Source organism: Oceanobacillus caeni, assembly GCF_042678465.1.
Classification (GTDB): domain Bacteria; phylum Bacillota; class Bacilli; order Bacillales; family Amphibacillaceae; genus Oceanobacillus; species Oceanobacillus caeni.
Window position 1 is genome coordinate 1 of record NZ_JBHTKV010000029.1, and the last position, 21,847, is coordinate 21,847.

At 35.0% G+C, this 21,847-nt stretch carries 24 protein-coding genes and 1 pseudogene; 19 read left to right on the forward strand and 6 right to left on the reverse strand.

From position 1 onward, the window contains the following. Positions 1-302: 302 nt before the first annotated feature. The 8 genes from ACFQ18_RS15330 (at position 303) to ACFQ18_RS15365 (ending at position 5,913) form a co-directional block, all read left to right on the forward strand. Complete coding sequence (locus ACFQ18_RS15330; protein ID WP_047183605.1) at positions 303-881, forward strand: biotin transporter BioY; 579 nt, start codon at positions 303-305, stop codon at positions 879-881. Between the two features lie 47 nt (positions 882-928). Next, the gene (gene bioB / locus ACFQ18_RS15335; RefSeq protein ID WP_047183606.1) at positions 929-1,927 is read left to right on the forward strand and encodes a biotin synthase BioB; all 999 of its coding nucleotides are present in this window, start codon (positions 929-931) and stop codon (positions 1,925-1,927) included. Between the two features lie 168 nt (positions 1,928-2,095). Next, a complete protein-coding gene (locus ACFQ18_RS15340) occupies positions 2,096-2,581 on the forward strand; it encodes a small multi-drug export protein (protein ID WP_047183607.1) in 486 nt (161 codons plus the stop codon). A gap of 10 nt (positions 2,582-2,591) precedes the next feature. After that, the gene (locus ACFQ18_RS15345; protein ID WP_128715700.1) at positions 2,592-3,347 is read left to right on the forward strand and encodes a hypothetical protein; all 756 of its coding nucleotides are present in this window, start codon (positions 2,592-2,594) and stop codon (positions 3,345-3,347) included. An 18-nt stretch (positions 3,348-3,365) separates the two neighbouring features. Then, positions 3,366-3,752 carry a GntR family transcriptional regulator gene (locus ACFQ18_RS15350; protein WP_047183609.1) on the forward strand — a complete coding sequence of 129 codons (387 nt, stop codon included), beginning with the start codon at positions 3,366-3,368 and terminating at the stop codon, positions 3,750-3,752. Positions 3,753-3,764: 12 nt separating this feature from the next. After that, a complete protein-coding gene (locus ACFQ18_RS15355; protein ID WP_052771599.1) occupies positions 3,765-4,637 on the forward strand; it encodes an ABC transporter ATP-binding protein in 873 nt (290 codons plus the stop codon). A gap of 112 nt (positions 4,638-4,749) precedes the next feature. Continuing rightward, positions 4,750-5,301 carry a 5' nucleotidase, NT5C type gene (locus ACFQ18_RS15360; RefSeq protein ID WP_047183610.1) on the forward strand — a complete coding sequence of 184 codons (552 nt, stop codon included), beginning with the start codon at positions 4,750-4,752 and terminating at the stop codon, positions 5,299-5,301. Positions 5,302-5,370: 69 nt separating this feature from the next. Beyond that, positions 5,371-5,913: a GNAT family N-acetyltransferase gene (locus ACFQ18_RS15365; protein WP_047183611.1), complete on the forward strand. Its 543-nt coding sequence runs from the start codon at positions 5,371-5,373 to the stop codon at positions 5,911-5,913. Positions 5,914-5,986: 73 nt separating this feature from the next. Here the strand turns inward: ACFQ18_RS15365 and ACFQ18_RS15370 are convergent, their stop codons facing one another. Further along, positions 5,987-6,871, reverse strand: a complete 885-nt coding sequence (locus tag ACFQ18_RS15370; RefSeq protein WP_204798602.1) for a DUF1002 domain-containing protein — start codon at positions 6,869-6,871, stop codon at positions 5,987-5,989. Between the two features lie 241 nt (positions 6,872-7,112). On the opposite strand from ACFQ18_RS15370, the gene ACFQ18_RS15375 reads away from it, so the two are divergent. Then, positions 7,113-7,442, forward strand: a complete 330-nt coding sequence (locus tag ACFQ18_RS15375; protein WP_216884163.1) for a hypothetical protein — start codon at positions 7,113-7,115, stop codon at positions 7,440-7,442. Further along, positions 7,442-7,906 (forward strand): annotated as a pseudogene (locus ACFQ18_RS15380) (DUF4097 family beta strand repeat-containing protein); the annotation flags it as partial. The gene ACFQ18_RS15375 and the pseudogene ACFQ18_RS15380, both read left to right, overlap by 1 nt. An 88-nt stretch (positions 7,907-7,994) precedes the next feature. Here the strand turns inward: ACFQ18_RS15380 and ACFQ18_RS15385 are convergent. Further along, on the reverse strand, positions 7,995-9,227 hold the full coding sequence (locus tag ACFQ18_RS15385; RefSeq protein ID WP_204798601.1) for an aminopeptidase: 1,233 nt from the start codon (positions 9,225-9,227) through the stop codon (positions 7,995-7,997). A gap of 130 nt (positions 9,228-9,357) precedes the next feature. Here ACFQ18_RS15385 and ACFQ18_RS15390 point away from each other — a divergent pair, with 130 nt between their 5' ends. Next, entirely contained in the window at positions 9,358-9,564 is a 207-nt protein-coding gene (locus tag ACFQ18_RS15390) for a cysteine-rich CWC family protein (protein WP_052771601.1), read from the forward strand. A gap of 68 nt (positions 9,565-9,632) precedes the next feature. On the opposite strand, the gene ACFQ18_RS15395 is transcribed toward ACFQ18_RS15390, so the two are convergent. Next, complete coding sequence (locus tag ACFQ18_RS15395) at positions 9,633-10,541, reverse strand: LysR family transcriptional regulator (RefSeq protein WP_047183614.1); 909 nt, start codon at positions 10,539-10,541, stop codon at positions 9,633-9,635. A gap of 151 nt (positions 10,542-10,692) precedes the next feature. On the opposite strand from ACFQ18_RS15395, the gene gdhA reads away from it, so the two are divergent. From gdhA to hmpA, 6 genes are all read left to right on the forward strand, one after another. Further along, positions 10,693-12,057, forward strand: coding sequence for an NADP-specific glutamate dehydrogenase (gene gdhA, locus ACFQ18_RS15400; RefSeq protein WP_204798600.1), 1,365 nt, complete (start codon positions 10,693-10,695; stop codon positions 12,055-12,057). A gap of 106 nt (positions 12,058-12,163) precedes the next feature. Beyond that, positions 12,164-12,691: a DUF1648 domain-containing protein gene (locus ACFQ18_RS15405; protein WP_047183615.1), complete on the forward strand. Its 528-nt coding sequence runs from the start codon at positions 12,164-12,166 to the stop codon at positions 12,689-12,691. A 72-nt stretch (positions 12,692-12,763) separates the two neighbouring features. Next, positions 12,764-13,153: an RDD family protein gene (locus ACFQ18_RS15410; RefSeq protein ID WP_047183616.1), complete on the forward strand. Its 390-nt coding sequence runs from the start codon at positions 12,764-12,766 to the stop codon at positions 13,151-13,153. A 193-nt stretch (positions 13,154-13,346) separates the two neighbouring features. Next, positions 13,347-13,949, forward strand: a complete 603-nt coding sequence (locus tag ACFQ18_RS15415) for a DedA family protein (protein WP_047183622.1) — start codon at positions 13,347-13,349, stop codon at positions 13,947-13,949. Positions 13,950-14,320: 371 nt separating this feature from the next. Continuing rightward, positions 14,321-15,823: a malate dehydrogenase (quinone) gene (gene mqo, locus ACFQ18_RS15420; RefSeq protein WP_047183617.1), complete on the forward strand. Its 1,503-nt coding sequence runs from the start codon at positions 14,321-14,323 to the stop codon at positions 15,821-15,823. A gap of 160 nt (positions 15,824-15,983) precedes the next feature. Then, complete coding sequence (hmpA, locus tag ACFQ18_RS15425; protein WP_204798597.1) at positions 15,984-17,201, forward strand: NO-inducible flavohemoprotein; 1,218 nt, start codon at positions 15,984-15,986, stop codon at positions 17,199-17,201. Between the two features lie 58 nt (positions 17,202-17,259). Here the strand turns inward: hmpA and ACFQ18_RS15430 are convergent, their stop codons facing one another. Then, positions 17,260-17,715: a hypothetical protein gene (locus tag ACFQ18_RS15430; RefSeq protein WP_047184021.1), complete on the reverse strand. Its 456-nt coding sequence runs from the start codon at positions 17,713-17,715 to the stop codon at positions 17,260-17,262. 150 nt (positions 17,716-17,865) lie between these two features. Between ACFQ18_RS15430 and ACFQ18_RS15435 the strand changes: the two genes are divergently transcribed. After that, complete coding sequence (locus tag ACFQ18_RS15435) at positions 17,866-17,997, forward strand: hypothetical protein (RefSeq protein WP_255449126.1); 132 nt, start codon at positions 17,866-17,868, stop codon at positions 17,995-17,997. Positions 17,998-18,057: 60 nt separating this feature from the next. Here the strand turns inward: ACFQ18_RS15435 and ACFQ18_RS15440 are convergent, their stop codons facing one another. Together ACFQ18_RS15440 and ACFQ18_RS15445 are read right to left on the reverse strand one after the other, a co-directional pair. Then, the gene (locus ACFQ18_RS15440; RefSeq protein WP_047184022.1) at positions 18,058-18,327 is read right to left on the reverse strand and encodes a DUF1292 domain-containing protein; all 270 of its coding nucleotides are present in this window, start codon (positions 18,325-18,327) and stop codon (positions 18,058-18,060) included. Positions 18,328-18,459: 132 nt separating this feature from the next. Beyond that, positions 18,460-18,996, reverse strand: coding sequence for an HD domain-containing protein (locus tag ACFQ18_RS15445; protein WP_047184030.1), 537 nt, complete (start codon positions 18,994-18,996; stop codon positions 18,460-18,462). Positions 18,997-19,463: 467 nt separating this feature from the next. Between ACFQ18_RS15445 and ACFQ18_RS15450 the strand changes: the two genes are divergently transcribed. Beyond that, on the forward strand, positions 19,464-21,830 hold the full coding sequence (locus ACFQ18_RS15450) for a polyprenyl synthetase family protein (RefSeq protein ID WP_204798599.1): 2,367 nt from the start codon (positions 19,464-19,466) through the stop codon (positions 21,828-21,830). The last annotated feature ends 17 nt before the right edge of the window (positions 21,831-21,847 follow it).

Below are 21,847 nucleotides of genomic sequence, written 5' to 3' on the forward strand. Positions count from 1 at the left end.
TCTATCTTTTTCTACTATAAGATTATCAAATGAATAGGACACTTTCTAAAATTGTCTATTTTACTGATACAATAACAAGTTCTCACGGACAAAGTTAGCACCCAGCGCAGTAAAAATGTCCGTGAAAAAGCTATCATGGACCAAATCACATTTCAATATCTATAAATGTTAGCAAAGGAAGTATATCTCGTTCGTCAACCCTATATAGTTAACGGTTGACAATTAGAAGAAAATAAAATATCATATTTTCAGAATATAAATTTAATAGAGTCCATTTTTATAGGTCTAGGGAGGAGATTTTTATGAAATTAAAAGCTGTCGATATTACGCTTGCGGGTCTGTTCGCTGCTCTTATGGCTATTGGCGCTAATATTACTGCATTTATCGTTATTGGAGGAGTTCCTATTACGTTAACTACTTTCTTTTGTATTTTGTCAGGTCTATTGCTTGGAAGTAGGTTAGGAGCTATTTCGATGACGGTATATGCCTTGGTTGGGTTAGCAGGGGCCCCTGTTTTAGCACAATTCTCGGGAGGGCCATCTTCGGTTATATCCCCTACGTTTGGATTTGTAGTATCTTATATCATTGTTGCGTATTTAGTAGGGAAAATAACGGAGAAGAGAGCTACAAAAGCAAATTTCGTATTTGCTTCCATAGTTGGTATGGCAATTAACTATGTATTTGGAACGACCTGGATGTACTTTGCATATCAATTATGGTTTGGTGCACCTGAAGGATTTAGCTATGCGGTGGCGTGGTTATGGATGTTAGCACCACTTCCAAAAGATATTATTTTAACTATATTGGCTGGCGGATTAGCATACCGGATTTATGGGAAAGTTTATAAATCTAGAAATTTAAGTAGTACAAAGACTGCTTAATGGTTTATTTGTAGAGAGATATTTTATAAGAGAAAGGGGTATGGGGAATGGTAAATGATTGGTTTGGAATGGCAGAACGTGTCATTATGGGGGAGGAAATTACAGACGAGGAAGCATTGTCCATTTTAGATAGTCGAGACGAGGAACTTTTGTTATTATTACAAGGCGCTTATAAAATAAGACATCATTATTATGGAAATAAAGTAAAATTGAACATGATTATTAACGCAAAATCTGGGCTTTGTCCAGAAAACTGTGGGTATTGTGCCCAGTCTTCTGTTTCGGAAGCACCTGTAGACAAATACACTTTTGTAAATGAATTATCATTACTAAGTGGTGCAGATCAAGCAACTAAATTAAATGCTGGAACATATTGTATCGTTGCAAGTGGTAGGGGACCGAGTAATCGTGAAGTGGATACTGTAGCTTCTGCAGTTAAAGAAATTAAGCAAAGATATGATTTAAAAGTTTGTGCTTGCATGGGTATATTGAAGCCTGAACAAGCAGAGAAATTAAAAGAAGCTGGTGTGGACCGTTATAATCATAATATCAATACATCTAAAGCGCATCATCCAAACATTACAACTTCTCATACGTATGACGATCGTGTAGATACAGTTGAAACTGCGAAAAGTGCAGGAATTTCTCCTTGCTCTGGTATTATTGTAGGGATGAAGGAATCAAAAGAAGATGTCATTGATATGGCAAGAAGTCTAAAGATTATCGATGCGGATTCCATTCCGGTTAACTTCTTACATGCAATTGATGGAACTCCATTAGAAGGAACAGAAGAACTGGATCCAAGATATTGCTTAAAAGTATTAGCATTGTTTCGTTATATGAATCCAATGAAGGAAATTCGTATTTCTGGTGGTAGAGAAGTAAACTTAAGGAGCTTGCAGCCATTAGGGTTATATGCAGCTAACTCTATTTTTGTTGGTGATTATTTAACAACAGAAGGCCAAGAAAGCACTGCTGATCATAAGATGATTGAAGATCTAGGTTTTGAAATTGATTATAATGAAGTACCTGAAAAACAAATATAAACAGTGATCAAACCTGTCTGGATAGACGGGTTTTTTAATTCCCTAAACTCTTGATAACCTAAATAAAGCAATTTTTAGAAAATAGGCTTGCTTTTCAATAAAACAGTGTTATAGTGTTTATATAGATATACACACCTTAACACTTAAATACATTGGGAGGAATTTTTTATGAAAGCACTTTGGGGATATGTATTAGTTTTTATTTTAGCAGCGGCACCATTTTTTGAAGCATATGGAGTGATTCCAATTGCCATTATTTCGGGATTGTCCATCGTACCCGTAATGATTATTGGGTTGGTTGGAAATTTATTAACCGTATTACTTCTTATTATGTTCGTCAATCAGTTTAAAGCTTGGAGAAGTAAACGTAGAAAAGATAAGAAGCCAAAAGAAAGTAAACGATCCGCTAGAGCACAAAACTTGTGGAAGAAATATGGGTTGCCCGGTTTAGCAATGTTCGGTCCATTAGTTGCCGGAAGCCATTTAACCGCCTTAGCTAGTATGACATTTGGTGGAACGAAAAAGAAAACATTCATTTGGATAACGATTAGTATTACGACCTGGAGTATCGTTTTTACTGTTTTATTATATTTCGGTATCGACTTTATTGGTTTAAAGGACAAAGGCATTATTAATTACTTTAATGGAAATTAAGAAGGGGTGAATGAAATTGTTTAAAGATGCATTTTGGTTGGTTAAGATGGAGTATAAGCAACAATGGATAGCGGTTATTTCAACGTTTATCATGTGTTTAATTGTTGGTCTTTTTATGGGAACATTTCTTTCGGGATTTACTAGTTTCCACTTTGAAGTGAACTCTACTTCTTTTGATTCATATTTCCTTGACTTTTTGTTTTTAGGTTTAGCACCTTCATTTGCAACTTTATCTATGGCCAAACCATATTTAAGTTATCGAGTAGCGAAGCATAATCCTTATGGAAAACGAATGGCAGTACTTCGCTCTTTACCTATTTCCGTCTCTGTTTTAGCTTTGAGTCGGACATTGTTTATGCTATGTACTCTTGTCATCATGTCGTTTGCGTTTTTCGGAGCAATGAGCATCATTATTCTTATATTTTCAAATAACATTTTAGAATGGATGACGATTGGTGACTATGTTATCTTTGTTTTCGTTTGGTTTGGATTTATGTTAACAATTGGTGGGCTTAACCCTTATGTCGAATATGGGATGAAGGGTAAAATGTTGCATTTTATACCTTTCATCTACATGGGCTTTGTTATTATTATAGAAATCATCTTTTTCACGTTCTTTAATCAAAGTGTTATAGAAGCTATATTACAACTTATCAAAAGTTACGGATTCATTGTAGCTATCGTTTCCATCCTTATTGGAATCGTAAGTTGTTATGAATGGAATAAAATACTCAAAAGGCGTTTAGAAAAACGTGATTATATATAGAAGGGAGTGGATTTTCGCATGAAGATACCAATCCATGTCTCTGATGAAAGTAGAGAGCCAATCTATCATCAAGTCGAAACCCAAATTAAAACACTAATCGTTAGTGGTCAACTGCATCCTGAGACACCACTTCCTTCGATAAGAGCCTTAGCAAGTGATCTAGGCTGTAGTGTGATTACAACAAGAAGAGCGTACCAAAATTTAGAGGTAGCTGGTTTCATTAAGACAGTACAGGGAAAAGGGACGTTCGTTCGTGAAGTGAAAAATGAACATATGGAAGAGACGAAACAAAAGGTTGTACATGATGCATTTGAAAAAGCTGTAGAACAAGGTATACAAGTAGGCTGTTCGGAAGAGGAAATTAATCATATTTTTTCAGATGTTATGAAGAAAAACTTTAAGTAATGAGGGATAAATATGCAAACCAAAGTTTTAGAAGTTACAGGCTTAGAGAAACGTTTTAAAAAATTCCATTTAGGTCCAATGGATTTCGAACTGGAGCAAGGAATGATCGTTGGATTAGTAGGGGCAAATGGTTCGGGAAAAAGTACATTCCTACGTTTATTGATGAAACTAATGAGAGAAGACGGTGGAGTAGTTAAAATTTTAGGAATGAATTGGAAGGAAGAGGAGGAAGAAGTAATATATAAAAAGAAAATTGGTTATGCTGGGGAATTATTAGAGTCTTTTGATTCTACAACTATAAAAGATATAAAGTTTTTTATTTCCCATTTTTTCCCGACTTGGAATGAAGAAAAGTTTACAAGGTTGGTGGAACGTTATCGTATTGATATAGATGAAAAATTTAGTAAATGCTCTAAGGGAACCAAGAAAAAGATTGATTTTATTTTTGCAATGGCACATGAACCCCAATTGCTTCTGCTTGATGAACCAACGTCAGGAGTGGATATTGTTTCTCAAAAGAAAATGAAAGAAGATCTTATTCGGTTTATGGAAGAAGGAGAAAGAAGTATTGTTCTTGCGACTCATACGGTCGATGAAATTAACCAGCTTTGTGATCAAATCATGGTGATGGATCAAGGACGAATTACACAGTCCTTTTACAAAGATGAAATTCATGATCATTGGGGAAGGGTATGGGTTTCTCATATAACAAATAATGTGAAAAACCATCCTAACGTCATTCGGTTTGAAGTTAACCCAGCCCAAATTGTTACGAATCATGTAAGTAATGTAGAAGATGTCTTGCAGGCTGAACAAATAACCATTAATCAAACCCAGCGTCTTTCCATGGAAGAAGTTTTAGAATATTTGATTGAACAAGAATAACCGCTTATTATCTCCTATTCTTAAGATAAGGTGAATTTAGAGGGATTTAGATAGAAGTTTTACAGCAAAACAGATAGAATGAAAGGAGAAGATAAGGTAGAGGAGTGTTTTTGTGGAGAGAATCAGTATTGCCATAGATATGGATGAAGTACTTGCAGATACTGCCAAAAAGGTTTTTCAAACTGCAAAGAAACTAGGTCTTCCAGTAAGTGAAGAAGGGTTGCGGGGGAAAAGTATTTGGGCATCATTAACAGAAGAACAGTTAACGGTGCTTGGTCAAGCAATTAATACAGCTGGATTTTTCCGTGATTTGGAAGTGATTGATTCGGCCATTCCGGTTGTAAAAGAATTATCCGAGCATTATGATATATATATTGCAACAGCTGCAATGGAGGTCCCATTTTCCTTTATGGATAAATATGAATGGTTAAAAGAGCATTTTCCATTTTTAGATCATAATTATTTTATTTTCTGTGGAAACAAAAAGGTTGTCCATGCGGATTATTTAATTGATGATACAGTTACGCAACTAGATAATTTCACGGGAACCGGAATATTATTTGAAGCCTATCACAATGAAGATATGAAAACAAAACATGTCCATGTTAGTGGATGGAACGATGTGCGTGAGTATTTTAAAAAGCTAAGAGAGTCACAAAACTAGTAAACAAAAGGCGCAAATCAAATGGTTTGTGTCTTTTATTACTTAGCAAGAAAAAAGGAGTATAATCGAATGGATTGGTATGAAAAATTAAATACGTATTTTCCTGTCAGTGAAATGAAATCAAAAGTACAATTAGACGCCTTATTGTTAGAAAAAGGTGAGCATTACATTAAAGATGAAGGAAAATACCACATTGTCATGTATGCAGAATTTGATACTTTTATATTTATAGATTTTTTATGGGTTTCAGAAAAAGCAAGGGGTAAAGGGATTGGTCATCAATTAATGGAGAAACTTAAAGCCAAAAATAAAACGATCATTCTAGAGGTGGAGCCAATAAATGAAGAAGAACCGGATACGGAAAAGAGGCTCCGGTTTTATAAAAGAGAAGGTTTTCAATATGCGAAAGCAATCACCTATCAATTTCATTCCTTTGTATCAAACGAAGAAATTATGATGGAAATTTTATATTGGACGAATGATACTACTTCAGAAATGACAGTCTATGAGAATATGAAGGAAGTTTATAACCAAATTCATATTTATAAAGTAGAAAATATATATGGGGTAACGCCAAAACCTGTTTCTGAAGTTTTACATTTTCAGAAATGATGGCTAGGTTTCAATAACAAAATCCCCTCATTCACGAAGTTCGGAATGGGGGGATACTATTTCTAATTGGTTTTTATTTAGAGAAGATTGAAATTAGGGAGTTCCAAATAGACTTTATAAAGGTAATGAAAGAATTGATCATGTTCTGTCCTTCTTCTGTTTGGGCAAATTCTTCCACCTTATTTTTTGCTGTATTGATTGTGTCGCTCACCTTATCCCAGTCAATATTTAAACCTTTTAACTTATTGAATAAAGAAACCAGCTGATCCAATTGTGCGTCTGTAAGGTTGATACCTAATTCTGCTGCTAGACGTTTAATCATATCACGAATTTCAGCTTCTGTTTGAGGATTTTTTTCAGCCATTTCTTCCTTAATTAAGTTCATCAATTCTAATGCTTTGTCTTCACCGATATTTTCATCCTTGGAAAGCTCAGAAGTCACTACCATTTCTTCATTAGCAGCTTGCTTTACATCTTCGTCAATTTTTTCACCAGTGGACACTTCATATGCTTTAAGAATTCCTGTTAATGCACCTGTACCTGAAACAGAGAATGGTGCGGTAACATAGATTTGTGCATCTGTAACTCCTGCAGTTGCAAGAGGATTGATATACATTTCTTCTGTAATATAATTAATATTCTTTGTTTCCACTGCTAAGCCTGAATCGGATTGTCCTAATGTAATTCTTGCAGAGGAGATAGCTCTAGATCCAATTTGGCTTGCAGGAATATAACTGCCTAAATATTGGTGTTCTTCCTTATTGGTGACATAAACGATTTCAACATCATTTTCGTTTTCTATTCCCATGTCTTTAAGAACCGTTTGCTTTTGGTCAGCTGTTAAATCTTCACCTAATGTAACGATAACATCTCCTGGAACTGCATCCGCATGTACAGTTGTTATAAAAACCGAGAACAACATAACCATTGCTAGAAATGATATCCCTATTTTGTGTATTGTTTTTTTCAAAAGAATAGCATCCTTTCTTTTAAGTATTTCTTAAAAGCTATCGTATCATATAAATTATAAATGTAACCCAATAAAAAGGAAAATTTAAATCACGTTTCGTTCGACAGGTTTTCCAACGCGTAGTCCCCATACAACTTTAGACGTATAGTAAAATACATTTCAGGGGTATTCTTTTTGAATGCTTTTTCATATATTCTTGAATCAAGGTCAAAAAATTGCAGAGAGGTAGTTGATTGATTTGAAAAAAGTAACGGTTATTGCGATTGTGTTAATCGGAGTTATGGCGGTTAGTATTACTCAATTTTTTTCAAGAAATGGATCAGGTCCAGAACAATTAGAAGTATCGGAGAACTTTGTTGGTGTTCATGTCAAAGCACACAATGCTGCGGTAGAGATTTTTCCATCTGATAGTAAGTCAGCAGAAATAGCAGTTTCGGGGAAAAATAAACATGATAAGCTTGAAGCAAAGGTGAAGAATGATACGTTAATGGTCGAACTAAAAGCAAACGATTTTTTTCATGGTTTACATTTGACTGGTTTAACGCTTTTAAAACATTAACATTAACCATCTATCTACCTCAGAATGTGTATGAAGCGATAAAAGCTGAAACGGAAAATGGTCTTGTTAAATTGAAAAATTTAAAAGCGAATGATGTTTATGTAGAAACCGACAATGGGGAAATAAATTTAAGAAATATAGAAAGTTTGAATCTTTCTGCTGAGGCAGACAATGGTACTATTCTTTTGGATAACGTCGTAGGTGAAATTTCAGGTAATACAGATAATGGTAAAATTGTTTTTAAAACAGATTCTTTGGATCAAATGATAGATTTGGAAACAGATAATGGAGCGATTAATGTATATACAGAAAAAGAACCGACCAATACAACGTTTAATATTAACACAGATAATGGTAAAATTTTGGTTTTCGGCAAAAGTAACTATGATACAGTCATTGGAAATGGCGAAAATTTAGTTAAATTAAAAACAGATAATGGAAGCATTACTGTAGAGAAGAGATAAGTTGAAATTGACTAAACTCCTGGAATACTGAAGTTAGAAAATAGGTCGGATGGGCTCTTAATCAGAGCAATCATCCGACCTTCTATTCCTAAAACGCCCAATTTCCTTTTCTGAAAATAGGTTTTCTTGTTCCGTCTGGTAAAATACCGTCAATATTCATTTTGTCTGAACCTATCATGAAATCGACATGGGTTAAACTATCATTGAGACCATTTTCTTTTAACTCTTCTTCACTCATTTCTTTTCCACCTTCTAAACAGAAAGCATAGCCCTTTCCAATTGCGATATGATTGGATGCATTCTCATCAAAAAGGGTTTCAAAGAAAATTAAATCCGTATCGGAAATAGGAGAGTGATGGGGAACGAGCGCCACTTCACCGGTAAAATGTGAGCCCTCATCTGTTTCAATTAGATGCTTTAATGTGTCATATCCTTTTTCCGCTTGATAGTCTACAATTTTTCCATCTTTAAATGTTAAGGAGAAGTTTTCAATCAAATTTCCGGAATAACTTAAAGGTTTTGTTGCTGAGACGGTTCCATTTACTCCTGTTTTCAAAGGAGCGGTAAATACTTCTTCCGTAGGTATGTTCGCGACAAAAGGAGTTCCTTTCTCATTTATACTTTCCGCACTTATCCAAATATGTTTCTCAGGTAATTCGATAGTTAAGTCCGTTCCATCAGCTTGATAGTGTAGGGCTTTGAATTTTTGTTCATTTAAATAGGTAGCTTTGGATTCCAACGTATCAATGTGTTCTTTCCATGCGTTAACAGGTTCTGAGAGATTAGCGCGTGTCGCATTGAATATAGCGTCCCACAATGCATGGACAGCTTTTTCACCATCTAACTCCGGAAATACCTTTTTGGCCCATGCTTCATTTGGAACAGATACAATGGACCAGCTTATTTTGTCACTCATTTCGTATTTCGTAAAGGTAGCAAGGGCTGTAGAAACTGTTTTAGAGTTGGTTTGAATTCGTTTTGGATCGATTCCATTCAGTAAATCTGGATTGCTAGATAAAACAAAAAGGAATGCGGCATCGTTTTCCGCTAGATCGATACGATGTTTAGCTAAGTATTTTGGATAGGTTTCAAATGTTTCATCTGGTGCCAATTCAAACTTTGTTCGAGTCAATACATCATCAGACCATTCGTGAAGTACATTAGCAGCCCCTTTTTCATACGCTTTCTTCGTTAACATACGAACAAAATCAATAGCCGAAATTGGTGCTGAGATAACCAATGTTTGCCCTTGTTGAACATTAGCACCTACTTCAATTGCAAGGGAGGCGTATTTCTCTAAATTCTCATTAAACGTAGACATCATTTTCAATTCCTCCATTTTTATAAGTATAGATATATGTTACCAAATTCACTAGAAAATATCACATCTGTAACAAACATACTCTTATGCTAAAATAAGGTTAGTTAAGGTATTGAAAGGAGTGATGGGTTTGGCTAATATTTACTGCCCGCTATGTGGAGAAGAAAATAAATGTATGGCACGTACGTCAGAGGATTGCTGGTGCACTTCGGAAAAGTTTCCAAAAGGAATATTTGATTTAGTACCTGAAGAAAGTTGGAGAAAGCATTGCATCTGTAAAAATTGTTTAGAAGCGTATAAAGAGAAAACCAGTATCATGAGGGATAAAACTACATAAATGTGTTAAGAAGGTTGAAAAAAGAAAGGTGATGTTTAGGACACCTATTCTTTTTTCTAAAAAAGTAATTAATTTTTAAAATCGTTTAATCGTTCAAATGTTTCTAATAGGAATTGGTAAAATACTTCCTCAGTAGGTGACAATTTTCGTTCGTTTGAGAAAATGACCCCAACGGTTCTAGTTAAATTTGCATCAGAAATGGGTATCATGACAGTAGGACGTGGTGTATTATCGATTAAAGTCATTTCTGGTATTAATGCAACGCCGAGGCTTGCGGAAACTAATCCTTTTAATGCATGTATGTCTTCTCCTTCAAATGCAATCTTCGGAGAAAATCCTGCATTATTACAAGCTTGTATCACTTGATCACGAAATACAAATGATTCAGATAAAACAACGAAAGAGTCATCCTTCAATTCTCGCAACATGATGGAGTCCCGCTCTGCCAAAGGATGATGACTTGGTAATAATGCAACAATTTTTTCCACGAAAAGAGCGGTTCCTTTAATTTTTCCGCCTCTATTTTTGGGCATCGGTGCAACCATCGCTAAATTGTAATCCCCTTTTTGAACGCCTTTAACGAGATCTTTATGGGCAGCACTAATCATTTGAAATTTCACTTCAGGATAACGCATACGAAAGGAATGAATGATGGTTGGGATTGTATGGGCGGCCATACTCATAGGAAAGGCAATTCTAACAGTTCCTTTGTCAGGGCTTAAATATTCCTTGACTTCTCTTTTTGCTTCGTCCATCATGTTCATTACTAAATGCATCCTGTCATAGAAAATTTTACCAATTGTCGTTAATTTTACATTCCTACCTTCTCGAATGAAAAGTTCTATACCAAGTTCTTCTTCTAAATTAAAAATCTGTCTGCTAACAGAGGATTGTGCAACATGTAAGGCATTAGCAGCCTCTGTAACATGTTCGCGTTTGGCAACTTCAAGGAAATATTGGATTTGTCTAAACTCCATTTTTTCATCACTCCGTCTATTCATGCGTTATATGCATTAATTTAATCGAAAATTTATATTGTATCTATTAATGGTCATATTATAAAATATAACTATGTTAAAAACTTAACTTATATTTAGGGGCTGATTGCAAGTGAAAGTACTAGAAGATATGAAAGAACCACAAACCCAGAACGTTAAAAAATATGTTGAACATGTTTTTGAAATGGTTAAACAGCGTAACCCTCATGAGGAAGAATTTCATCAAGCAGTTAAAGAAGTCCTTGAATCTTTAATTCCTGTGCTTGTGAAAAATCCGACATATATGAAACAATCTATCCTTGAACGTATTGTGGAACCTGAACGTTTAATTTCCTTTAGAGTACCATGGGTAGACGATAAGGGCAATGTACAAGTTAATCGTGGTTTCCGTGTTCAATTTAATAGTGCGATTGGTCCTTATAAAGGTGGATTACGGTTCCATCCATCTGTAAATGCAAGTATTATCAAATTCTTAGGATTCGAACAAATATTTAAAAATGCTTTAACAGGGCAACCAATTGGCGGCGGAAAAGGTGGATCAGATTTTGATCCTAAAGGAAAATCTGACATGGAAATCATGCGTTTCTGTCAAAGTTTTATGACGGAATTAAGTAAGCATATAGGTCCTGATACAGATGTTCCGGCTGGAGATATCGGTGTTGGTGCTAGAGAAATTGGATATATGTTTGGTCAATATAAAAAATTAAAAGGCGCATATGAAGCCGGAATTTTAACAGGTAAAGGTGTCGGTTACGGCGGAAGTTTAGGTCGTAAAGAAGCAACAGGATATGGTGCCGTTTATTTTGTAGAAGAGATGTTAAAGGATCAAGGATTAAGCTTTAATGGAAGTACCGTTGTGGTATCTGGGTCTGGTAATGTTTCTATCTATGCCATTGAAAAAGCAATGGAGTTAGGTGCAAAAGTTGTTGCATGTAGTGATTCAAGTGGGTATATTTATGATCCAAATGGAATTAATCTTGATACAGTAAAACGCTTGAAAGAAGTAGAAAACAAACGAATTTTTGAATATGTTAAAGAGCACCCAGAAGCTACGTTCCAAGTGGGATGTGCGGGTATTTGGACCATTCCTTGCGATATTGCGTTACCTTGTGCAACTCAAAATGAAATTGACAAAGAAGCCGCGGAACTATTAATCGCAAATGGTGTAAAAGCGGTAGGTGAGGGTGCAAACATGCCATCTACGTTAGATGCCATTGACGCATTCTTAGAAAACAATGTATTATTTGCTCCTGCAAAAGCAGCAAATGCCGGTGGAGTTGCAGTATCTGCTTTAGAAATGGCACAAAACAGTTCACGAATCTCTTGGACAAAAGAAGAAGTGGATGAGAAATTACAAGATATTATGAAAAACATCTACAGCCAGAGTATGGAAGCATCCAAAGAATACGGTATATCTGGTAATCTTGTAGTCGGTGCGAATATTGTTGGTTTCGTTAAAGTTGCAGATGCAATGATTTCTCAAGGCGTCATTTAATTTAAAACGGAAAAGCACATTTATGATAGCAGGTTGTATGGAACGAAAAACGTCCATACAACCTGTTTTTTTGGTATATAATGGAATCTAGAGGAGGGGATCGTTCATGTGGGGGAAGGTTAAAAATTTTTATTCACCATGGATTGATGTTTGTTCTTTTTTAATTCTCATTATTACGGTATTTTATTCCATTTACTATTATACACAGCTTCCTGATGAGATTCCTACGCATTTTAATTTAGCTGGTGAACCGGATGCGTGGAATGGGAAAGGAACCCTCATTGGTTTCCTGGTTCTATATGTTTTTTTATTGTTTCAATGTTTTGGTTTAAACTATTTTTTATTTATTAAACAAGAAGATCCAAAAGAAGCACTGCATTTTATCAATCTTCCTTTTGTGAAAAAGGAAAAATTAACGGAAACACAATTAGATAGAGTAGTTAAATATTCTTCAAGAATGTTAGCTGTAATGAATTTGTGTATCAGTATATTATTTGCGTTCATACTCTATGGGATGATTCAGACAGCTATTGGCAATCGAAATGGGCTCGGATCGATAATTATAATTGTAGTCGTGTTGTTAGTTGGTGTTTCGATCTATTATATTTGGAAGATGTACCGAGAAGTTAAATAATATTTAATAGTTTTGAAACATATTATACAATATTACGTAAGGATGAATGTTAGATTAATAAGGGGGAAAATTATGAAACCAATCACGAAAAAACGTATGAAAGCTTTTTTAATTGATCTGGCCATTTCCAGTACAGTAACTGCGGGAGTGGAGTATGTTTTACGTAAAAAGATTAAAAACGAAGCGTTTCATGCTTTAGTGACACCCACAGTAGTATTATGGTCGCTTGAATACGCACAACTTCGTAAAAATGGACAAACATATGGGTATAAGAAGATGGGATTGGAACTTGAGAATAAAGATGGTTCCGAGCTAAATTGCAATCAAATTATGAAACGTATGGCTTACAGAGACTTTTGGAGTACGATTGATTATTTAAAAGGTCCAAAAGCATTTGAGGAAGAAGAGGGAAAAATTCTACCACATGATCGTTACGTTGGAACTATTGTAAAAGAAAAATAATTCGAATGAGTCAGCTTCCTAATATGGGGGACTGACTCTTTTTTCTTAATAAAAACTTAACATTAACCTTGAGCAAATTATGATAAGATAAGTTATTCCTTCCGTTTTATAGTGATAAAGTGAATTTATTCGAAATAAAATGATAGAAGAATCGTAATAGAATACACATAGAGAGACGTAGGTGCAAAATGAAATGGAAAATTGGATAACGGAAATTATGAATGAATTTGGTTATATGGGAGTAATGTTTCTAATTGCTTTAGAAAATATCTTTCCTCCGATACCATCAGAAGTAATATTAACATTTGGTGGTTTTATGACAACTACTACGAACCTAACTATATTCAAGGTTGTTCTATCCGCAACTGCTGGCTCCGTCGTAGGGGCTATCGTTTTATATATGATCGGTTTACAATTAGATGTAGAAAGGCTAGAAAAGATAGTTGATAGATGGGGGCATATACTCCGTCTTAAAAAAAGTGACATTCATAAAGCTGATGCATGGTTTGATAAGTATGGCCCATGGGCAGTGTTTCTATGCCGATTCATTCCGCTAATACGAAGCTTAATTTCAATCCCGGCCGGAATGTCAAATATGAATGTTGGTATATTTCTTATCTTTACAACGATAGGTACGTTTATTTGGAATATTGTATTAGTTAATTTAGGTGCATCTCTTGGGAACTCATGGGATGTAATCGTGTATTATATGGATATTTATTCTAATATAATTTACGCAATTCTATTATTACTTTTTATTATTTTTGTGTTTGTCTTTGTGAAAAAAAGAAGATAATAGAAACGTAGTGGGAGATAAATAGTCTTTCACTACGTTTTTTATTTAACAAAGTACCGTAATTATTCATATATAATAGTACGTATTCAAAAAGGAGGATGAAAAGGAACGTGTTGGCTAACTCGCGGCGTCCTGAGACTCCAATTACTCGTCCCACCGTAATGATCTGCTACGACGCTACCCCTAGCACAAGGGCATTTCATTTTCATCGGACTTTTTGAAAAAACTCTAATAGTAGAAATTTAAAATCTATAAATAATTATATAAGTTATGATATGATAGTACTGTAGAAGATTAGGTGTTTACGAGTTTAATGAAAAATTCCGCTATACATCTAAAATTGAAAAAATTAGGGGAAAAGGTTGATAAGTATGGGCAACAGAGATAATAAAACTGACGTCATTTTAATTGGCGCAGGAATTATGAGTGCGACTTTGGGGACATTTTTGAAAGAATTAGTTCCGGAATGGGACATTACAGTGTTCGAAAGTCTATCTAAACCTGGGGAAGAGAGTTCAAATGAATGGAATAATGCAGGGACAGGGCATGCCGCTTTATGCGAACTCAACTACACAGTAGAAAAACCAGATGGTTCTTTAGATATTAGTAAAGCGATTAAAATTAACGAGCAATTTCAAGTTTCGATGCAATTTTGGTCTTATCTAGTGAAGAACAACCTAATTCGTAATCCACAAGAATTTATTATGCCATTGCCTCACATGAGTATGGTGCAAGGGGAAGAAAATGTAACTTTTTTAAAGAAACGTTATGAAGCGATGTCAAAAAATCCTTTATTTGAAGGAATGGAATTCTCTGATAATCCAGAAAAACTTAGTGAATGGATTCCTCTCATTATGAAGGAACGTCAGACTAATGAACCAATTGCTGCAACTAAAGTTGAATATGGAACGGATGTTAACTTTGGAGCATTAACACGTTTACTCTTTGAACATCTAAGTGCTCAAAATGTGAATATTCAATATAGACATCGTGTTAACAACATGAAACGTACTAGTGACGGGTTATGGGAACTTAAAGTAAAAAATCTTGATAGCGGTAACGTAGAGCACCATAAAGCAAAATTTATCTTTATCGGTGGAGGTGGAGGAAGCTTACCTCTTCTACAAAAAACACGAATACCTGAAAGTAAACATATTGGTGGATTTCCTGTAAGTGGACTATTTATGGTATGTAATAATCCCGAAGTGGTTGAAAAACATCATGCGAAAGTTTATGGAAAGGCAAAAGTTGGTGCGCCACCAATGTCAGTTCCGCATCTTGATACAAGATTTATCGATAATAAAAAATCATTATTATTTGGCCCTTTTGCGGGGTTCTCACCGAAGTTCTTAAAAACAGGATCCATGTTCGATTTAATATTATCTGTTAAACCTAATAATGTGTTAACGATGTTATCTGCAGGTGTTAAAGAGATGGCATTAACCAAATATTTAATTCAACAAGTCTTGTTATCTAAGGAAAAACGAATGGAAGAATTACGTGAATTTATTCCTACTGCTAAATCAGAAGATTGGGATTTAGTTGTTGCAGGTCAACGTGTTCAAGTTATTAAAGACACGGAAGCAGGCGGCAAGGGAACATTACAATTTGGAACTGAAGTTATTACTTCTTCGGATGGTTCTGTTGCGGCATTATTAGGTGCATCACCTGGAGCTTCAACAGCTGTTCACGTCATGCTTGAAGTCTTAAGTAGATGCTTTCCTGAACATATGAATGAGTGGGAAGTGAAAATTAAAAAAATGATTCCTTCATTTGGAATGTCTTTAATGGACTATCCAGAACTTTTACAAGAAATTCGCCAATCCTCCGAGAAAGCGCTTGGATTAGATAAAAAAGAATTAGTATTGAGTTAATTTTTCATAAGTTAAAGAATCTTTAATCAAGAATTAAAGGTTCTTTTTTTTACCCTTTTTAGCATCGGCTCCAAATATATCCAGCATAAATAACTCATAATACCCAAAAATAAGTTTATCATCATCTCTAAAATTTAAACGTAAAGGGGAAATTAAAAACATGCTGGATCAAAAGACGATTGAAATAGTAAAATCGACTGCACCGGTTCTAAAGGAACACAGTACAGAAATCGGTAAAAGATTTTATAAATTATTATTTACAAAAGTTCCCGACTTATATAACCTTTTTAACCAGACAAACCAAAAAAGGGGTATTCAACAGGAAGCTTTAGCTTACTCTGTTTATGCAGCCGGTGAGCATATAGATAATTTAGATGCCATAAAACCAGTTATTACAAGAGTGACGGAAAAACATCGTGCCATAGGAATTAAACCTGAGCAATATCCAGTTGTAGGAGAAACCTTACTTGAAGCGGTGAAAGATGTACTTGGAGAAACAGCAACAGAAGAAATTTTAACTGCATGGGGTAAAGCGTATAATTATATTGCCGATGCTTTTATAAGTATCGAAAAAGAGCTCTATGAAAAAGCTAAAAGTGCTCCTGGTGGTTGGGAAGGTTACCGGGAATTTGTAGTAGATAAGAAAGTGGATGAAAGTGATATTATTACCTCATTCTACTTAAGACCAAAAGATGACGAACCAATTGCTGATTATCAGGCAGGTCAATACCTAACGACAAAAGCGGAAATAGAGGGGGAAAAATACACCCATATCCGCCATTACAGTTTATCTGATGCTCCTGGGAAAGATTATTATCGAATAAGTGTCAAGCGGGAAGATTCAGTCAACGGTCAACCTAAAGGGATCGTTTCTAATTATTTACACCAAAACATCCAAGTTGGGGACACCTTACAGTTTTCTGTACCTGCAGGGGACTTTATTATAAGCCCGTCTAATAAGCCCATGGTTTTATTAAGTGGAGGAATTGGGGTTACTCCACTTCTTAGTATGTTAAATACTACGGTAGAAAAAGAGCCAAATCGTGATATTACGTTTATTCATGCTACCCAAAACAGTAAAGTTCATGCATTTAGAGAACATTTGTCGGAGTTGGCTAAAAATAATCATCGTGTCCATTCTTACGTTGTTTATGATTCACCAACGGAAGAGGATAAACAAGAAAAACGTTATGATAAGGAAGGTCACGTCGATTTGGACTGGCTTAAAAAGGTCTTACCATCTAATGATGTTGATTTTTATCTTTGTGGACCATTACCATTTTTACAAGCAATGGTTCGATTACTAAATCAATGGGGTGTACCTAAGGATCAAATTCATTTTGAGGTATTTAATCCTGTAGCAATATTAGGAGATTAATTTAAATACTCACACGTTTTCAGAAGAAAAAACGTGTGAGTATTTTTACGTTTTTTTATTATTTAACTTCAAGGACTTTCTTCATTGCTCTTATCAAACCAAGTGTTTCAGCCTCTCGTTGGGCAAGCATGATTAATAGGTCACCATGTGTTTCAATATATCCGTGTGGGGATTTGAATTTAACGTTAGATTTCCAAAATAAATCATCGTACTTATTGATTCTTTCTTGTTGCTGTATTAAATCTTCTATTAATTGTGATAAGCTAGGCGGTTCTATTTCCCAATCCTTTACCTGAACATCCGAGCTAAATAATTCTGCATATTCTTTTGGTATTTTTTGAGATTTCTTTTGACTTACGAATAATAATTTTTCATCCATATATAAGATATTGCCGATATGCCAGCGAATGGTTTTGTCGAAGTACTCGGAAGTTTTATCTATGATGTCTTCATCTAAATCTTGTATAAAAGTAAGTAGAGAAGTTCTAGCTAAATTAAACTGTTTTAATGACATTTTTCTTTCCTCCTAATCCATCTTTCCTTAGTATAGTGGAATCAAAAAGTAAATGAAAGAAATTTGCAAAACGAGTAAAATGGGTGCACATATTTTTGTCTGAAACATATATTGGTTATTGTGTGAGAATTCAATGGAAGGAAGAGAGAAATGAATAAAGAAGAAAAAGTAATCCTAGGGAAGAACGAGATTAATAATGGGGGATATCAGGTTATTGAAGTAAATATGTCTGATACGAATGAAAATCTTTATGCGGTATGTACTCCGGTAAAACTTTCATAGCCAATCCCAAATAAAACCATCTCTTATGTAGGTATACATACAGGAGATGGTTTTTTAATGTTATTCTTCATCATCTAAAAGAGCATCAAAGGCTTCGGATACTTTTTCAAATTCTTCGTCTGACTCAATGGCTGCTATATCCCCATCTTCGTCAATCTTAAGGAAGAAAATATCGATGTCTTCTTCCGTTTCTTCTTGTACATCATCTAAAAAACTAACTGCAACATAGTTAGTTCCTTCAATGGTCACTTTCGCTAAAACTTCGACAGAATTTTCTTCTTCTGATTCGTCCACAATTGTAAAGATTTCTCCAACCGTAACTTCTTCCATCATACAACCTCCTCTTTCTAAGTCTAGTTTACCATTAAAAAAGGAAAAACATACCATAAAAGAGAAGTTATATATAAACATTCACAATTATGTAAACACCATGTTTCATCAAGTGAAACGTGGTCATATACTTTAACTTGTTTGTTCGAAACGAAGAGATGCTATATATTTATTGATTTTTTTATCTAGAATTTGAATTCGACGGAGCGCAGTGTCGTGATCAATTTGGCGGTAATGGTGATTGCCACCAGGTTCTTCATCTGCTTCATCGGCCAGTGCGACCACTTTTTGTAGAGGGGTAAGTTGTAATTCCCCTTCTGGCAAATACGAGTCTGTGTGAAGGAGTACCGCCAGGGCAATGGCTTTCGCATTTTGAAGGTCTTCTCCACAACGTACGAGAAGTTTATGAGCACGAGCAGCACCTTTTATGGCATGAATATCATTTTCCTTATACAATTGATAATCCCACTCACCGTCTTGATACCATTCGTAATGACCGATATCGTGAAGTAAGCCAGCTTTCGTAGCGAGATCTGGGTTTACACCGGATTCACGAGCAATTTCAAAGGCTTTTTCAGCAACAGAAACTGCATGTGCCATTCCAGAACGACCAACATATTTTTGAACAATAGGGTGGATATAAAGCGTTTCTAACGTCACATTTCGTATCATGATACTCCCCCTTTTTATCTAATAATTTACGTTTCTCAGAAATGTATATTGTTAAATACATTACCACGATTTTCGGCGAATTTCAATGGCTATTGGTGGATTTGTAAAAATAATGGATTGATTTTTTGTAATTAATGAATCACGGCCAAAGTCTCGTTCATTTTACAGGCAAATGTCCGTGGCAGCGGATATCACGGCCAAAGTCTCATTCATTTTTCAAGCAAATGTCCATGAGAGCGGTTATTATGGACTAAGTTAAACTTGGACGGTCACTCATCGTATTATGATGGTGAACATAAATCGAAAAAAATTCAAAAAGGTTCGTTGGGGAATCCAACATTTTTTATCCTACAAAAAACTAACATTATACGATTAGCATAACTCTAGCTTGTTATTAATTGGTATTGTTTGAAGTATAGTAAAATATATTTAAATAACTATTCAAAGAAGTAGGGATCAAAATGATGACATCGGAATTATTGATTGACACAGATGCATGTTATCGACAGATGGAAGAGAAGGCTCATGCATATTTCGAAACGCTTTCTGAACAGCTTAGAGAAAAGACATATATAAATCAATTAACGAACGATATCCATTTATGGAAAAAGAATCATGTCCATTCATTTCCGTCCCTTTTTTTCAATAGAAAAAGAGAACGTTATTCAAGGGATTACCATCGATATATAAAATATCTACATCATACTGGTAAGCTAGAAAATTATCTCGACCGGAGTATTTCCTATATTTATATGCGTGATTTGGGTAAAGCACTTGATTCTACAAAAACACAAAATCGTATACAAAAATCTGTTAATCAACTGAAAAACCATCTAGTAAACTCCCTTACAGAAACGAAAATGGAATCATATAACCTTGCTGGGTTATTTCGCTGGTCACAAAATGAAGGGGTAGAATCCAGTTTTATTTGGTTGACGGATAAATTAAAGACAGTACGAGATCAAATTCCAGAAGGCTTAAATTCAGATGAGGCCCAACGAAAGCTAATCAAAATAATTGTTGGTGTCGTTATGCATGTTTTAGAAGAAATGGATGATGAAATTTCACCTAAGGACAAATCGGTAAGACTGGATGAGGCTATAAGACTCGGCTATTCTTATGGCCTTACTTACCCTTTTATCGATGACCTTCTAGATTCCAATATTTTGTCTCCAAATGAAAAAATCCGTTATACCAATTTAATCCGTTCCGCTTTAACTACTGGTGTTGTACCGGATTTGGATGATTGGAGTGGGGAGAATAAGGAATTCATTCAGTTTGTCCATGCAGAACTTCGAGATGCATTCGAATATATAAAGTCCCATCAACGACTTGAAACAACCGAAGTTTTTTATAAAGATTCCTACGTTTTTTTTCAATCACAGGAAGTGGATCGTAATAAATCTATGGAAAATCAAAAACTTACAAATGAGGAGATTTACATTCCAGTTATTTTAAAATCTGCGGCTTCCCGTCTTATTGTACGTTCGATTATTAGTGCCCCAGAGGATGAAGGGTTTGAAAGCCGGACCTTTTATTATGGATTATATAATCAATTAGCCGATGACTTTGCCGATATGTTTGAAGATGAAAAGACGGGATCCGTTACCCCATATACGTATTATTTGAAATATTATCGTACGCGTGGAGATCTTATAAATCCATTTGGATTGTATTGGACAGTCATTTCCTTTTTAATCCACGAGGTTTACCAGTCTGATCCAAAAACATGCGAAGTGATTTTAAATCGTGCCATTAATGGGTTAAAACGGTTTAAGAGAAAATGGGGGACTCAAAAATACGAAGAAATAATGGGCATCCTTACTTCTGAAATTCAGTCTTTTAATGGTCTTATACAAAAAATGGTTAAAAAAGCCGATGATGTTGATTTCTTTGATAAACTTTTACGCGATCATATGATTAATCATTTTCGGAAAGAGCGGAAAGAGCGAGAAGATTTTATCGAAATGACGCGAAGCATTCGTGAAAAAATCAATAATTGCTTACAACTAAAATCTCATAAACAAGTATTTTTATCGAATGATCATATTCTGGACGCGGTAAATTACAGTTTAGGCGATGGTGGTAAAAGGTTAAGACCTATTATAACTTGGATGATGGCGGTTCATTGCTACCATATGGATGAAGCGGATATTTTTCCATTGTTACGGTCATTGGAGTATTTGCACACGGCATCTTTAATTTTTGATGATTTACCTTCCCAAGATAATGCCTCTCTTAGGCGAGGGAAGCAGACGTTGCATGAAGTATATAATGTTGCTACCGCAGAATTATCCGGGCTTTTTTTGACTCAAAAGGCTGTAGAAGAACAGACAACGTTACAACGTTTTAATTCGGAAAAAGTGCTCGAAATGATTCATTATTCGTCTGGTGTTATAACAGATATGTGTAGGGGTCAGGCAATGGATTTAGAGGAAAAAGATAAAATATCGTTAGAACAATTAAATAAGATGTGTTTTTATAAAACGGGTATAGGATTTGAGGCCTCACTCATCATGCCAGCTATACTTGCTGGGGTAGACGAAGAAGAAAAGAAAGCATTGAAAAAATTTGCTTATCATACTGGCATTGCTTTTCAAGTTAAAGATGACTTATTAGACCATCAAGGAAATACCATATCACTTGGTAAACCAACGAACCTTGATGTAAAAAATAATAAATCAACATTTGTTACCGTTCTTGGTAAGGAAGAAGCAAAAAGAGCTATGTGGGAACATTATTGTTTAGGATTAGATGCTTTACAAGAAATTCCTGGAAATAAAGCTTTTTTAAAGCATTTCTTAAGTTATGTGGTGAATAGGGATAATTAAAGGACTAAGAAATCCAC